This window comes from Microbacterium sp. VKM Ac-2923 (genome assembly GCF_022815605.1).
Taxonomy (GTDB): domain Bacteria; phylum Actinomycetota; class Actinomycetes; order Actinomycetales; family Microbacteriaceae; genus Microbacterium.
The window spans coordinates 55,939-70,381 of the sequence record NZ_JALGRP010000007.1; the positions used below are offsets into that span (position 1 = coordinate 55,939).

Annotated in this window: 12 protein-coding genes; 7 read left to right on the forward strand and 5 right to left on the reverse strand. The window is 68.3% G+C overall.

What is annotated here, in order from left to right:
- Nucleotides 1-15: 15 nt before the first annotated feature.
- The 3 genes from MT347_RS12520 (at nt 16) to MT347_RS12530 (ending at nt 3,240) form a co-directional block, all read left to right on the forward strand.
- Nucleotides 16-540 (forward strand): hypothetical protein, encoded by a 525-nt coding sequence (locus tag MT347_RS12520; protein WP_243501518.1) that lies wholly within the window; start codon nt 16-18, stop codon nt 538-540.
- Nucleotides 541-1,048: 508 nt separating this feature from the next.
- Nucleotides 1,049-2,599, forward strand: a complete 1,551-nt coding sequence (locus MT347_RS12525) for an aldehyde dehydrogenase family protein (protein WP_243501519.1) — start codon at nt 1,049-1,051, stop codon at nt 2,597-2,599.
- Between the two features lie 245 nt (nt 2,600-2,844).
- Complete coding sequence (locus tag MT347_RS12530) at nt 2,845-3,240, forward strand: DUF779 domain-containing protein (protein ID WP_243501520.1); 396 nt, start codon at nt 2,845-2,847, stop codon at nt 3,238-3,240.
- A gap of 371 nt (nt 3,241-3,611) precedes the next feature.
- Here MT347_RS12530 and MT347_RS12535 read toward each other — a convergent pair whose 3' ends face one another.
- A complete protein-coding gene (locus MT347_RS12535; protein ID WP_243501521.1) occupies nt 3,612-4,283 on the reverse strand; it encodes a hypothetical protein in 672 nt (223 codons plus the stop codon).
- 947 nt (nt 4,284-5,230) lie between these two features.
- Complete coding sequence (locus MT347_RS12540) at nt 5,231-6,061, reverse strand: bifunctional 2-polyprenyl-6-hydroxyphenol methylase/3-demethylubiquinol 3-O-methyltransferase UbiG (RefSeq protein WP_243501522.1); 831 nt, start codon at nt 6,059-6,061, stop codon at nt 5,231-5,233.
- Nucleotides 6,062-6,205: 144 nt separating this feature from the next.
- Between MT347_RS12540 and MT347_RS12545 the strand changes: the two genes are divergently transcribed.
- Both MT347_RS12545 and MT347_RS12550 read left to right on the forward strand, forming a co-directional pair.
- Nucleotides 6,206-7,147, forward strand: coding sequence for a RimK family alpha-L-glutamate ligase (locus tag MT347_RS12545; RefSeq protein ID WP_243501523.1), 942 nt, complete (start codon nt 6,206-6,208; stop codon nt 7,145-7,147).
- Entirely contained in the window at nt 7,140-8,453 is a 1,314-nt protein-coding gene (locus tag MT347_RS12550) for a PLP-dependent transferase (RefSeq protein WP_243501524.1), read from the forward strand. The genes MT347_RS12545 and MT347_RS12550 overlap by 8 nt, the downstream gene beginning before the upstream one ends.
- A 228-nt stretch (nt 8,454-8,681) precedes the next feature.
- Here the strand turns inward: MT347_RS12550 and MT347_RS12555 are convergent, their stop codons facing one another.
- Together MT347_RS12555 and MT347_RS12560 are read right to left on the reverse strand one after the other, a co-directional pair.
- Nucleotides 8,682-9,743 (reverse strand): LLM class flavin-dependent oxidoreductase, encoded by a 1,062-nt coding sequence (locus MT347_RS12555; protein ID WP_243501525.1) that lies wholly within the window; start codon nt 9,741-9,743, stop codon nt 8,682-8,684.
- Nucleotides 9,744-9,827: 84 nt separating this feature from the next.
- Nucleotides 9,828-10,730, reverse strand: a complete 903-nt coding sequence (locus tag MT347_RS12560; protein WP_243501526.1) for a LysR family transcriptional regulator — start codon at nt 10,728-10,730, stop codon at nt 9,828-9,830.
- Nucleotides 10,731-10,833: 103 nt separating this feature from the next.
- Here MT347_RS12560 and MT347_RS12565 point away from each other — a divergent pair, with 103 nt between their 5' ends.
- On the forward strand, nt 10,834-12,213 hold the full coding sequence (locus MT347_RS12565; RefSeq protein ID WP_243501527.1) for an MFS transporter: 1,380 nt from the start codon (nt 10,834-10,836) through the stop codon (nt 12,211-12,213).
- The gene (locus MT347_RS12570; RefSeq protein ID WP_243501528.1) at nt 12,210-12,959 is read left to right on the forward strand and encodes a 3-hydroxybutyrate dehydrogenase; all 750 of its coding nucleotides are present in this window, start codon (nt 12,210-12,212) and stop codon (nt 12,957-12,959) included. Before MT347_RS12565 ends, MT347_RS12570 begins: the two co-directional genes overlap by 4 nt.
- Nucleotides 12,960-13,096: 137 nt before the next feature.
- Here MT347_RS12570 and MT347_RS12575 read toward each other — a convergent pair whose 3' ends face one another.
- Nucleotides 13,097-14,215 carry a hypothetical protein gene (locus MT347_RS12575; protein WP_243501529.1) on the reverse strand — a complete coding sequence of 373 codons (1,119 nt, stop codon included), beginning with the start codon at nt 14,213-14,215 and terminating at the stop codon, nt 13,097-13,099.
- Nucleotides 14,216-14,443 lie beyond the last annotated feature (228 nt).

Below are 14,443 nucleotides of genomic sequence, written 5' to 3' on the forward strand. Positions count from 1 at the left end.
CGTTACTCTGAACATATGGACGAAAACGCGCTCGACATCTTCTCGACAGCCCGTGCCCGTCGCGACGTGGCGCGCATCCGCGAGGCGCTGGCCGAGGTCAAGGCAGGCGACGTCGCCCGTGTGGTCGTCCGTTCGCCGCGATACGGCCTCTACGCCCTCGAGGGCACCGTGCGCATCGGCGTGGGCGGTCAGCCCCTGGTCGGCGACGTGATCCTCGCGACGAGCTCCGAGATCCAGCGCATCGACCTCGGCATCGAGGCCCCGCAGCCCGCGCTCGAGGCCGACGTCGTCGATCCCTCGACTCTGCCCCACGGCACACCCGTCCGTGTGACGTTCCTCACCCCGACGCACCAGACCTTCGCGCTCACCGGTCCGATCACGGCGGGCAACGACCGCTTCCTCCTCGTCGGCAGCTGGATCGTCGCAGACGACCGCGTGATCGCCCCTCGCGTCCAGAGCATCGAGCGCCTCGACGATGTCGACCTGCACGAAGTGAACGTCCCGCCGCTGCGGTCGGTGCTGGCCGACGCCGACGCGTAGTCCTTTCGCGCGGTCCTTTCGCGCGCAGAACGGATGCCACGGCCCCGGGGTCGTGGCATCCGTCGTTCGAGCGCCCGGTGTCCGGTGTCCGGTTCGCGTGCGGCTGGGCGTGCGGCTGGCCGGCGTGCGGCTGGCCGGCGTGCGGCTCCCCATTGGTGTGCGCGGAGCTTCGCTGTGCGGCTTGCTCGCAGATCCGCGGAATCTTCACGCGCGATTGCTGCCGGAATCTGCGAGGATCGCGCCATTTTGCGAGCTACGGAGCTCGTCGCGGCATGTTCGTCCCGCTGGCGCGGCGGAAGTGCCTGCTGCGCTTTGCTCGCAGATCCAAGGGGGGCTCGCAAGACCGCTGCCGGAACTTGCGAGGATCGCGCCATTTTGCGAGCTCAGGAGAACCTCAGCCCGGCACCCGCGCACCTCGTGCAACTCGATGCAACCTCCCTCGGCGTAGCGTCGGCGCATCGCCGCCCGGAGCAGACGCGGCGACTCATGACCGTCGAAGGAGACACGCATGACCATCGTCGAAGAAGGCGTCTCGAGCGTCTACGCCGCCCCCGGAACCCGCGGATCCGTCGCCGAATACCGCTCGCGGTACGGGCACTACATCGGCGGGGAGTGGCTCGAGCCGCACAGCGGGGAGTACTTCGAGAACATCACCCCCATCACCGGCAAGCCCTTCTGCGAGGTCGCGCGCGGCGACGCGCACGACATCGATCGCGCGGTCGAGGCTGGCTGGAAGGCCTTCGCGACCTGGAAGAAGACGACGCCCGCCGAGCGCAGCGTCATCCTGAACAAGATCGCCGACCGGATCGAGGAGAACCTCGAAAGGATCGCCGTCGCCGAGACGTGGGAGAACGGCAAGCCGGTGCGCGAGACGCTCGCCGCCGACATCCCGCTGACCGTCGACCACTTCCGCTACTTCGCGGGCGTGCTGCGGGCGCAGGAGGGCTCGCTCAGCCAGCTCGACGAGAACACCGTGGCGTACCACTTCAACGAGCCGCTCGGTGTGGTCGGACAGATCATCCCGTGGAACTTCCCCATTCTCATGGCGGCATGGAAACTCGCCCCGGCCCTCGCGGCGGGCAACTGCGTCGTGATCAAGCCGGCCGAGCAGACTCCGGCATCCCTGCTCTTCCTGTTCGACATCATCGGCGACCTGCTTCCGGCCGGTGTCGTGAACATCGTCAACGGCTTCGGCATCGAGGCGGGGGCACCGCTCGCGCAGCACAAGCGCATCCGCAAGATCGCGTTCACCGGTGAGACCACCACCGGGCGCCTGATCATGCAGTACGCCTCGCAGAACCTCATCCCGGTGACGCTCGAACTCGGCGGCAAGAGCCCCAACGTCTTCTTCGAAGACGTGGCGCTCCGAAGCGACGACGCCTACTACGACAAGGCGCTCGAGGGTTTCACGATGTTCGCCCTCAACCAGGGCGAGGTCTGCACGTGTCCCTCGCGCTCGCTCATCCAGCGGTCGATCTACGACCAGTTCCTCGGCGACGGCCTCGAGCGTGTGAAGAAGGTGCGCCAGGGCAACCCGCTCGACCCCGAGACGATGATCGGCGCGCAGGCCTCGAACGACCAGCTCGAGAAGATCCTGTCGTACATCGACATCGGCAAGGCGGGTGGAGCCAAGTTGCTGACGGGTGGAGAACGCGTCGACCTCGGCGGCGACCTGACGGACGGCTACTACATGGCGCCGACCGTGTTCGAGGGCACGAATGACATGCGGATCTTCCAGGAGGAGATCTTCGGTCCGGTGCTGTCGGTGACGTCGTTCGACGACTTCGACGACGCCATCTCGATCGCCAACGACACGCTTTACGGCCTGGGTGCCGGTGTGTGGAGCCGGAGCGGCGACACCGCGTACCGCGCCGGACGAGCCATCGAGGCCGGCCGTGTCTGGACCAACACGTACCACCAGTACCCCGCGCACGCGGCGTTCGGCGGGTACAAGCAGTCCGGCATCGGCCGCGAGAACCACCTCAAGATGCTCGACCATTACCAGCAGACGAAGAACCTGTTGGTGTCATATGCCGATGGGGCTATGGGCTTCTTCTAAGCCACCGACAACGCCCGAGAGCCGTCGGCGACAGATTGTCGTGCGGCGGGTGTCTTTCGCTCGTGACCCCCGGGTTCGTGCCCGGGGATCACGAGCGTTCGGTCGCTCCCGGGGGCGTCGGCTGTGCGGTGCTGTGGCCCCTGTCCCACTCATGGCCGGTTCGGGGGTGAACCTCGCCCCACTTATGGCCGGTTAGCAAGCTCTCCACCCACATCCTTCGGGACATGAACGGAAAGGAATGGGACATGACCTCCCAGCTATCGCGCGTCGACGTGACGGATGCCGCGGCCGCGCTCCTGCGTGAGCTGACGGTTAAGCACGGGCCGCTGATGTTCCATCAGTCGGGTGGCTGCTGCGATGGCAGCTCGCCCATGTGTTACCCGGTGGGGATGTTCCTCACCGGCCCCAGCGATGTGCACCTCGGTGACATCGACGCGGGACTCGACGACCCGATCGAGGTGTACATGTCGGAGTCGCAGTTCGAGTACTGGAAGTTCACTCACCTGACGATCGATGTCGTTCCGGGTCGTGGCGCCGGCTTCTCGGTCGAGGGTCCGACGGGGATGCGGTTCCTCATCCGGTCGCGGATGCTGACGGAGGAGGAGGCGGTGGCGTTCGGGGTTTCCGTTCAGTTTGAATGAAGTAACGCAGACATGGCGAACGGGTCGCACGAACTTCGGCGAAGGGGAGAGCGTCCTCCAGAGTGCGATCTCCCCTTCGCCCGTGGTCATTCCTCCTCATCCCGGCTTTCGCGTACTCGTTCGCGTCGCCGCTGTGCTTCTCTTGCCATCGTGGCGGCGGCGAATCCGAGCATGACTCCGGACGGCGCGAGCGTCGCCGTCGGTGCGAGGGCGGCCAGGCTAGCGCTTGTGATACACACAGCCACGACGCTTCCCCACTGCGATGTTCGACGATCGAGTTCACTGCCCACGCCCACGCATACTCCCGTGAGGAGTGCGAGAACGCTCACGACGACGGGGAGACGGAGGTATTCGAGTAGGAGCTCCACAATTCAGCAGGATGTGTGCGAAATCGCGCCCGGCAGCGGAGCGATCACAACGTGCAGGCAACCGCGCGGACGGAGGTTGTTCGCAGTGGCGGCTTGCACCTGCAGATACGCCGCCCACATTCCGCAGGCAAAAAACACTCGCTTGTTCTTGAGAGCTCCGCAGAACGTGATGGCTGCCGCATAGTCTTTGATACTCGCCGTCTCCGACCGGCTCAGGGTCAGGCCCCATGCCGCGTTCCGCCAGCCCCACGTCGGGTCGGCGACAACCGGGTACACCGTCTCCGCGGTGGGCGTGACGACTTGCACGAGTCGGTCGCCCCGCACTTCGTAGTGCGTGGGCACCGACGCGCCGTTCGCGTCGACAGCCCACGGCGAGTCCACCGGGATGAATGCTCCCTCACGCTCGTTCTGGATGAAGCCCGCATCTCCCGAGGAATCGATGACGGCTCTGAAGCCGTCCATCCCGAATGCAGCCTCGTGAGTGGCATCGCGGCTCGGAATCACGGTCTGCACGCGAGTATCGCCGGACTGTAGGGTCTGGACTGCAACGCTCGCATCGCTTTCGCTGGGGTACACGACCGTTCCGTTGCCGGTCGCTTCTGCGCCAGCGAGGTCGAGCCCCTCGGGCAGTGCGATGCTCGCCGAGAGCTCTCGTCCTGCGATCGAGGTGGTCACTTCGATCGGCCGATCGGGGTCGACCGGGATGGTCGTGTCCGTATCAGCCGTGGACGTCTCGAACGTACTGCTTGTCGAGTTGGCGTCGACCGGCTGAGCGCCGTCCGGGGCTGCCTCCGCGACGAGCGCCGCGACAACCGAGGGACTCGTCGTCTCAACGTTGTGCTCCGCGGACGCGGGCACAGCAGAGTAGGCGATGACGCAACACGTTACAGCCGCGACGGTCAGAGGCCGCGCGAGCGCTGAACGGCGGGGAGCGGACGGGGTTCTCATTGGAGTCACCTTTCTACGGACACGGACGAGGCGCGACGAACACCGACTGCGCAGCGGAGCGGGGTGCCGAGTGACCGGTGTGTGAAGCATATTAAAGTGCACATGTATACATAAATAACCGATGTGGACTTCACCCGACGGTCGCCCGTGTCGGCCGAGAGGAGGACGATGCAGCTTCCTCCGGTGGCGCCATCGCGAAGCGCAGTCGCCGGTGCTCGCCGCCCGTGCACAGGCCCGCCTCACGGCGGGCCCGTGCACAGGCCCGCCTCACGGCGGGCGAGGTTCCGGATACTGGCACGCTCAAGCGCCTCGTCGACGAGGCGCTTCCCGGCGAACAGGCTCGCGTGAGCTCAAACGTTTCGGACACGGCCACGTTCCAGCAGTCCGCCCGACTGGAGCGTGGCCGCGACGAGGCCGCGTGCGACGGCTCTGCGGGCGCTGTGACGGTGGCTGCCGCGGCCTTCGCAGCAGCGATCACGGTTCGAATCCCGTTCATCGCGACATTTCGAGGGTTTGTCGAGGCGGGGGCTCTCACGCGGTGACGATCGATGGCTCAGGTCAGGCGTTCTTCGTCGCGGTCGCGCTGCTGGCGACCTTGCTCTTCAAGATCGTCGTCTCTTTTCGACGCGCGGAGTCGTGACGGCGGCAGCGCCGATGTGCTGTCCGAGCAATCGTCAGGCTACCTTCGACGCCCGGATCGTATAGCTCAGCGGAATGACCGACGGCTGCTCGGTCAGGGCCCACTCGCCGTCGGCGCGCATGGCCATGCGTCCGGGCAGCGCCTCCCACGGCACGCTGTCGTGCTCCACCAGTGCGTCGAGGCGCAGGCCGCGGTCGAGCAGGGCGGTGACGATCTCGCCGAGGCCGTGGTTCCACTCGTACGTGCGGGTCGCGGTCAGCGGGGCGGACACCTCGACGTAGGTTCCTGCGTCGTCCCATTCGAGAGGAGCGGTCTGCTCGAAGTAGGGGAACGTGGGCGCGAGGCCGGGGAGCTCCTCGTTGAGGGACCACAGGACCGGATGCCCCTCACGGATGTGCAGCGTGCCCCCGGGCGCCAGCAGATCGGACACCACTGCCGCCCACTCCGTGATCGACGGCAGCCAGCACAGGGCGCCGATACCGGTGTAGACGAGATCGAACCCTCCGCGGGGCAGAACCGTTGCGGCATCCCGGACGTCCGCCTGCACGAAATCGACGTCAGCACCGGCCTCGGCGGCCAGGCGGCGGGCCTCGGCGACGGCGTTCTCAGAGAAGTCGAGACCGGTCACGCGCGCGCCCAGGCGTGCCAGCGACAGGGTGTCGGTGCCGATGTGGCACTGCAGATGCACCGCGCGCAGTCCCGCGATGTCCCCGAGCAAGGGCCGATCGAAGCGGACGACGTCCGACACTGCCTCGACGTCGACGACGTACCGCTGCACGCCGTAGCCCGATCCGTCGCGGGCTGCGTGCAAGGTCGCACGCTGGTCCCAGTTGGCGCGATTGGCGTCGATGTAGTCCGAGGTCATGGCATCCCCTTCCGCCGGCACAGCTTTGCCACGATACAGATCTCGGATGCCACGCACCCTCCGTCGAAACTCGCAGAGGAATGCCGTGACCCCGCGTGACGAGTCGGCGGGCGCGATGTCGGAGGGGAGCGTTAGCCTGGCGGAATGTCGGGCAAGGTCTATGTCATCCACGAGAATCCCCAGTGGATTCCCCCGTTCGCGGCGGCGTTCGAGGCCGAGGGGGTGCCGTTCGAAGAATGGCTGCTCACCGACGGCTCGATCGACCTCGCGGTCGAGCCGCCCGACGGCGTCTTCTGGTCGCGACTGAGCGCGTCTGCGCACACGCGCGACCACGCGCACAGCAAGGAGTTCGGCCGTGCGGTCCTGCGCTGGCTCGCGTCGTGGGGTCGCACCGTGATCAACGGCGCCGACGTTCTCGAACTCGAGGTGAGCAAGGTCGCGCAGCACGCGGCGTTGCGCCACGCGGGGATCGACGTACCTCGCACGGTCGCCGTCTTCGGTACCGATGATCTCGCCGCGGCCGCTGAGCGTTTCGGCGCGCCGTTCATCAGCAAGCACAACCAGGGCGGCAAGGGTCTGGGTGTGCGGCGGTGGGACTCGGTCGACGAGTTCGCCGCGTGGGTCGGCGGGTCCGACTTCGAGCACTCCCCCGACGGCATCACGCTGCTGCAGGAGCTGCTCGTCGCCCGGACGCCGTTCATCACCCGGGCCGAATTCGTCGCGGGCGAGTTCGTCTACGCCGTTCGCGTCGACACCAGCGCGGGCAGCTTCGAGCTGTGCCCCGCCGAGGCGTGTGCGATCCCGGGCGCCGACGGAGTCGAGCCCGAGCCGCTCTTCCGCCGGCGCGACGACGTCGATCCGGCGCTCATCGATCGCTATCTCGCATTCCTCGCGGCCGAGGGCGTAGGGATCGCCGGCATCGAGTTCATCGAGACTCTCGATGGTCGCACCGTGACCTACGACGTCAACACGAACACCAACTACAACCCCGATGTCGACGCATCCGCCCCCCGCTCGGGGCCGCGCGAGATCGCCCGCTGGCTCGGAACGCTCCTGCCGCGCGAAGTGGTCGGCATCCGTGGCTGAGCCGTCGACGCCGTACAGCGAGTGGGACGGCTTCGGCTTCGCGACGCGGCAGGTGCACGCCGGCGAACAAGAAGAGCTCACCCACGGTTCGCGCATCACGCCCGTACACCTCTCGGCGGCGTACCGATTCGCGTCGTTCCAGGAGGCGACCGACCGGTTCGCCGGCGCCGACCTCGGCCACCTCTACTCCCGCAACGCCAACCCGACCAACCAGGTCGCCGAGCGTCGCCTCGCCTCGCTCGAGGGCGGTTCGGGCGCGATCGTCGTGGGCTCCGGCCAAGCGGCCATCACCGTTTCGCTCCTCGCGCTCGCCGGTTCCGGTGAGCACATCGTCTCGACCGCCAGCATTTACAGCGGCACGCGCGTGCTGTTCGACCGCACGTTCGCGCGCATGGGCGTCACGGTCGACTACGTCTGGGATCCGAACGACGAGGCCGAGTGGGACAGGCTGATCCGCCCCGAGACGAAGGCGATCTTCACCGAGACGCTGCCGAACCCCAAGAACGATGTCGTCGACATCGCGCTCGTCGGGCGCATCGCGAAACGCCACGGCATCCCGCTCGTCGTCGACAACACGATAGCCACGCCCTTCCTCGTCCGCCCGATCGAGCACGGCGCCGACATCGTCGTGCACTCCGCCACGAAGTTCCTCTCGGGCCACGGTGCCAACCTCGCCGGGGCAGTGGTTGACGGCGGAACGTTCGACTGGGTGGCATCCGACCGCTCCTACCCCGCCCTCACCGACACCCCGATCGCCACCCATTCGTCGCTCGTCGAGGCATTCGGACCGCGTGCGTTCGAACTGTCGCTGCGTTTCGGTATCGCCAACGACACCGGGCCGGCGCTCTCGCCGCTCAACGGATTCCTGCTGCAGCAGGGCATGGAGACCCTGTCGGTGCGCATGCGGCAGCATCTCGCCAGCGCGCGGACGATCGCGGAATGGCTCGAGCAGCACGACGCCGTTGAGAGCGTCGACTACGCCGGACTTCCCTCGCATCCTCAGCACGACCTCGCCGTGCGCGACTACGGCGGGCTCTCGGGCTCGGTGTTCTCCTTCACCGTGCGCGGCGGGCGCGACGGCGCCGAACGCTTCTTCGATGCGCTGCGCCTGTTCAGCCGGATGACGAACATCGGCGACACACGGTCGATGGCGTTGCACCCCGCCACCACGACGCACATCGGCTTCACGCAAGACACTCGCGATCGCCTCGGGATCGCCGACGGTCTCGTGCGCCTGTCGATCGGACTCGAGGATGCCGAAGACCTGATCGCCGACCTCGATCAGGCGTTGCGCGCGGCGGTGTAGCCCGGCGCTCCTCGATGAGGCGCCCCGAGCGGCGGTGTAGGCCCTTCTGGGGCGGCACCGGGGCTGTCGACGGGTCGTCGAGACGACGGGCTTGCGCTCGCCCACGAGGACCCTGAGCTTGTCGAAGGGTCCGGGTGCGCGATGCGGTCCGGGGCTTCGACGAGCTCAGCCACCTGCCGTCCGTCTCAGATTTCGCGAACGCGGGGGGAACGCCCCGGGACGCGAGAGTCACGCGTCGCGCTGCGCCTCCAGGCGCCGCACGCGCGGGATCACCTCGGCGGCGAAGCGCTGCAGCTCGGGCAAGTGCGGCGAGAACTGCAGCAGCAGCGTCGAGACGCCCACGTTCGCGAACTCGACGATGCGCTCGGCGACCTGGTCGGGGGTGCCGACGAGGTTGGGCCGCAGGCCGCGGTTCGACACCGAGTACTCCTTGAGGTCGACCGGGGTGTCGAGCTTCGACTTGCTGACGAAGTCCTGGTACGAGCCGTACGCCGCTCCCCCGCGCACGTCGGTGATCCGCTCGATCTCGGCCTGCGCCTCGTCTTCGGTGTCGCGCACCACGGCGTACGCCGCCATGCCGAACGCCTCGAACGGCTTCCCGCCGGACGAGTCGCGCCGGCGCCGCATGTCGGCGACCTTCGTCGACAGCTCCTCGAGCGTGCCGCCGTGGGTCAGGTACGCGTCGGCGAAGCGGGTGATCGCCGTTCGTCCGGCCTCGCTCTCGCCGCCGGCGTACAGGCGCGGGATGACGCGGGGCTTGGGTTCGGTGTACGTCCCCTCGGTGCGGTAGTACTCGCCGTCGTACGCGAACGGTGTCTCGGACCATAGTCCGCGCAAGACCTCGACCCACTCGATCGTTCGCGCGTACCGATCGTCGTGCGCGCTGAACAGGCCGTCGTACTGCTTCGCCTCCTCCGCCCACCACGCCGAGACCACGTTGAGGGTGAACCGACCGCCGCTGATCTCGTCGATGGTCGCGGCCTGCTTCGCGGTGTGGAAGGGGTTGTGGAATCCGGGACGCACGGCCGCCATGAGCTCCAGCGACGAGGTCACCGCCGCCAGCGCTGCGGTGACCGCCCAGGCGTCGAGCGACGGAGCCTCGACGCCCTTGATGTCGTTGAGGTTCAGCTCGGGGATCAGCGTCAGGTCGAACCCGCCCTCTTCGGCGACGCGGGCGATCTCGGCGACGTGGGCGAACGAGACCGGCGTCTGCTCATCGTCGACGTTGCGCAGCCACCCGCCGAAGATCGGGGTCCAGTAACCGAAACGCACGCGCTGGGGGGAGGTCATGGCATCCATCCTTCCGGCTGTACGCGACGGCGGCGTCGTGCTCGACACTCTCGGTCATGTCCGAGGGAGGACGGCGACCCCTGGTCACAGCCCGTCGAGCATCGCCTGAGACCGGGTCGTCTGCTCTCGCAGCGCATCGGCCAGCGCGGCGACCGCGGGGATCCGGAGCGAATCCGTGCGCACGATCATCCAGTACGGCAGGCGTTCGCTGACGACCTCGGGCAGCAACCGCACGAGATCGTCGTGGCGGTCCGCCGCGAAACACGGCAGCATCCCGATGCCGGCACCGGCGCGGGTGGCTTCGACCTGCACGAGCACGTTCGTCGACGTCACACCGTCGCGCATCTGCGGCACGACCCGACGCGGAAGGTCCAGCGCCTCCACCTGCAGCATCGCGTCGACGAAGTAGACCAGCCGGTGCCCTTGCAGTTCATTCAGGTCGTGGGGGGTGCCGTGCCTGTGCAGGTACGCGCGCGAGGCGTACATACCGAGCGTGTACGACCCGAGCTCGACCGTCGTGCCGCGCGAGGTCTGCGGTTGACCGACGACCACCTCCAGATCGAGGCCGGGCCGGTGCAACGAGGCCCGGCGCTGCGCCGCGACGATCTCGACGGAGAGATCCGGATGCCGATCCCGCAGCCGCGCGATGGCGGGCGCGGCGATGAAGGCGCTGAAGCCGTCGGTGGCCGACATGCGCACGACGCCCGACACCGGATCGGGCTCCTCTCCCCCGGCAGCGAGCTGCGACATCGCCGCCTCGATGCGTCCGGCGGTTTCGGCGGCGTGCTTACCGAGCGCCGTGAGCTCCCACCCGCGCCCGGACTGCGCGACCACCCGGCCGCCCAGCGCTTCCTCCAGCGCACCGATCCGACGCGCCACGGTGGTGTGATCGACCCCCCGCAGCTGCGCGGCGGCGGTGTAGCGGCCCGTGCGCGCCACCGCCAGCAGCGTGAGGAGGTCGTCGGCGCGGACGGTGTCGGCATCCATTCTGCAATTCTGCACAACGCGGCCGTGCAACTGGGCATTGCCGCACCGGGGATGCCGGCTCAGACTGGCTCGCGGATGTCACCGTCGACACCGAAGGAGCACCATGGATTCCCCCACCCACGCGCGTCAGAGCGCCGAGCCCTCCACGAACCGGATCCGCCGGGTCGTCGCCGCCTCGATGGCCGGCACGGTTGTGGAGTGGTACGAGTTCTTCCTCTATGCCACGGCCGCGAGCCTCGTGTTCGGGACGTTCTTCTTCCCGTCCTCGGGCTCGCCGCTCGACGGGATCATCGCCGCCTTCGTCACCTACGCCGTCGGCTTCATCGCCCGTCCGCTCGGTGGCATCGTCTTCGGCCAGATCGGCGACCGGTTCGGCCGGAAGCCCACGCTGCAGGCGACGATCATCATCGTCGGAGCAGCGACCTTCCTCATGGGATGCCTCCCCGGCTTCGCCTCCGTCGGCTACTGGGCCCCGGCGATGCTCGTCGCCCTGCGCTTCATCCAGGGTTTCGCCGTCGGCGGGGAGTGGGGCGGTGCCGTCCTGCTCGTCGCCGAGCAGAGCCCTGACCGCCGCCGTGCCTTCTGGTCGAGCTGGCCGCAGGCAGCAGTGCCCGTCGGCAACCTGCTGGCCACTCTGGTGCTGCTCATCACGTCGTTCGTGCTGAGCCCCGCCGCGTTCCTCGACTGGGGCTGGCGCATCGCCTTCTGGCTCTCTGCCGTGATCGTGCTCGTCGGGTTCTGGATCCGACGCCACGTCGAGGAGGCTCCGATCTTCCTCGAGGCCAAGGCGCAGGTCGAGCAGGAGAAGGCGACGTCGTTCGGTGTCGTCGAGGTGCTGCGCCGCTATCCCAAGGGCGTCGTGCAGGCGATGGGCGTGCGTTTCGCGGAGAACATCGTCTATTACATCGTCGTCAGCTTCTCGATCGTCTACCTCAAGATCGTGCACTCGTACGACACGAGCCAGCTGCTGCTCGCCCTGCTCATCGCGCACGTCGTGCACTTCGCGGTCATCCCGCCGCTCGGCCGTCTCGCCGACCGCGTCGGCCGCCGCCCGGTGTACCTGGCGGGCGCGATTCTCAGTGCGACCTGGGCGTTCTTCGCCTTCCCGATGTTCGACACGCTCAACCCCGTCATGATCGTGCTCGCCGTCACGATCGGTCTGGTGTTCCACGCCGGCATGTACGCCCCGCAGCCCGCCGTGATGGCGGAGCTCTTCCCGACGCGCATGCGGTACTCGGGCGTCTCGCTGGGCGCCCAGGTCACCGCGATCCTCGCCGGCTCGCTCGCCCCCATCCTGGCGATCCAGTGGCTGCGCGACTTCGGCTCGTGGCTGCCGATCGCGCTCTACATCGTCGTGGCGTGCATCGTCACGTCGATCGCCGTGCTGTCGTTGAAGGAGACGCGCGGCATCTCGCTTCGTGACATCGACGCCGCCGACGCGGCGCGCACGGCCGATCGCGTGGCCGCGAAGGGATCCGCATGAGCACCGATCTGTCCGGCCGACGCGCCCTCGTCACCGGGGGAGCGGGTGGCATCGGCGAAGCGATCGCGCGGGCGTTCGCGGGGGCGGGGGCCGAGGTCACCGTCGCCGACGTGAATGCCGCAGGCGCCGAGCGTGTCGCCGCCGACATTGACGGCCGCTCGTGGGCGGTCGACCTGTCCGACACGGCGGTGCTCCACGACCTCCGCCTCGACGTCGACATCCTGGTCAACAATGCCGGCATCCAGCACGTCAGCCCCATCGAGCAGTTCGACCCCGAGCGGTTCTCGTTCATGCTCCGCCTCATGCTCGAGGCGCCGTTCCTGTTGATCCGCGCGGCTCTGCCCGGCATGTACGAGCGAGGGTTCGGGAGGGTGCTGAACGTCTCGAGCGTGCACGGCATCCGTGCGTCGGCTTTCAAGTCGGCGTACGTGACCGCCAAACACGGGCTCGAGGGCCTGTCGAAGACTACCGCGCTCGAGGGCGGTCCGCACGGGGTCACGAGCGTGTGCATCGATCCGGGCTACGTGCGCTCGCCCCTTGTCGAGAAGCAGATCGCCGACCAGGCTCGTGCCCACGGCGTTGCCGAGGAAGAGGTCGTCGAGACGATCCTGCTGCAGGATGCCGCGATCAAACGCCTTGTGGAACCGGCTGAGGTCGCTTCCCTCGCGCTCTGGCTGGCGGGACCGGATGCCGCGATGGTCACCGGCGCGAGCTACACGATGGACGGCGGCTGGTCGGCGCACTGACCCGCGTTCGGGTCCGGGTGAGAACTCGTCGTTCGGTCGGCGCCCCCGCCGGCGCCGCGGTCGAGATCCGTTCGCGGCGGACGCCCAGCGCCTTTCCGTGCCCCGGAGTTGAGGTCGGCGATGGGCTCGGGCCGTGCTCAGGATCCGAGCACGTCGATCACGATCGAGAGCAACCACCACCCACCGATCGCCACGGCGACGACCACGGTCACCCACGAGAAGCCGCGACGCAGCCTTCTGCCCGCCACCGCGACGCCGACGGGCGGGGGAGTGAGGACGGCCGCGGGCTGGGCCGCCGCCCCCGGTAGCCCAGATGCCACGGCGCCGGACGTCGGCGCGGCGGTCAGGCGCTCGTCGCGCCATCGTGCCCACTGCGCGAGCTTGTCGTCGAGAGCGCCCACGGTCGACATGACCCACTGCCAGGTCGCGGGATCGAGCGTCGAGAGGTCGCGTCGGGAGTACAGGAACAGCCAGTCGTCGATGATCTCGACGTCGAGCTGGGCTGCGTTGTCGATGAAGCGGGCCATCACGTCGGGCGTGAACAGGTACAGCGCGTCGCGCTCGTACCCCTCCGGGCAGTACAGCGCGAAGTGTCGATCGAAGTCGCCCTCGAGGCTCAGCCTCTGCCTGCGGCCGAAGGAGACAGGCAGGTTGGAGCCGCCGAACAGGCCGTTGTTGCCCACGGCATCCAGCACGATGTGGGGGAGCGGGGTGTCGAGGCGGAGCGCCGCATAGCCCCACCGGTGGGTCTGCTTGTTCTTGCCCGAGCCCGTCTCGTAGGTGTAGTTGGCCACCTCGACGAACCGCGGGCGCTCCCGTCGCATGAGGTCGTGCGTGCCCCGGTCATGGCCGAGGGCGAAGATCATGCCGGGGAGCGGGGGATCCGTGTATCCCGGATGCCAGGTCATGCCGTTCGCGCGGGCGAAGCGGTAGAGCCGGTAGCGGCGGGCGGCGGAGCCGCGGACCCCGCGGACGATCGCGACGGCCACGACCGCGACGATGGCGAGAATCACGAGGAACGGCAGGGCGACGAGGGCGCTGCCGCTGCTGTCGGTGAAGATCGAGACGGCGATGGAAAAGAAGAGCGGGACGACGATCAGCGCGAACGCCAACCCCACGACCGCGAGGATGACGATCGACAGGGCGCGGCCTCGCAGTGCGCCTTGCGCGCGCAGTTCGGCGGTGAACGCGCGCACCGCCGCCTGATCGACGGGCTCGGTGAGCGGCGCGGTGTCGAGGTGCGCAGGTGTCGTCATGGATCGCCTCCCTCTTCGACCGTATCGGGAGCCCCAGACATCGGGGAGTGCCCGGGCCGGCGTCGGTGCGACCGCCGCTCGCCTGCCCCACGTCTGACCTGCGGACAATCATGGAGTCGTTCGGGGCGGCTTTCGTGCTTCTGGGGCGGCGGTCGCCCGCCCCGGAGAGCGGAATGCGCCCCGAACCCGGGGTCGGCCTGAAGTCGCTGCCGTCTCGACGCGCGTTGC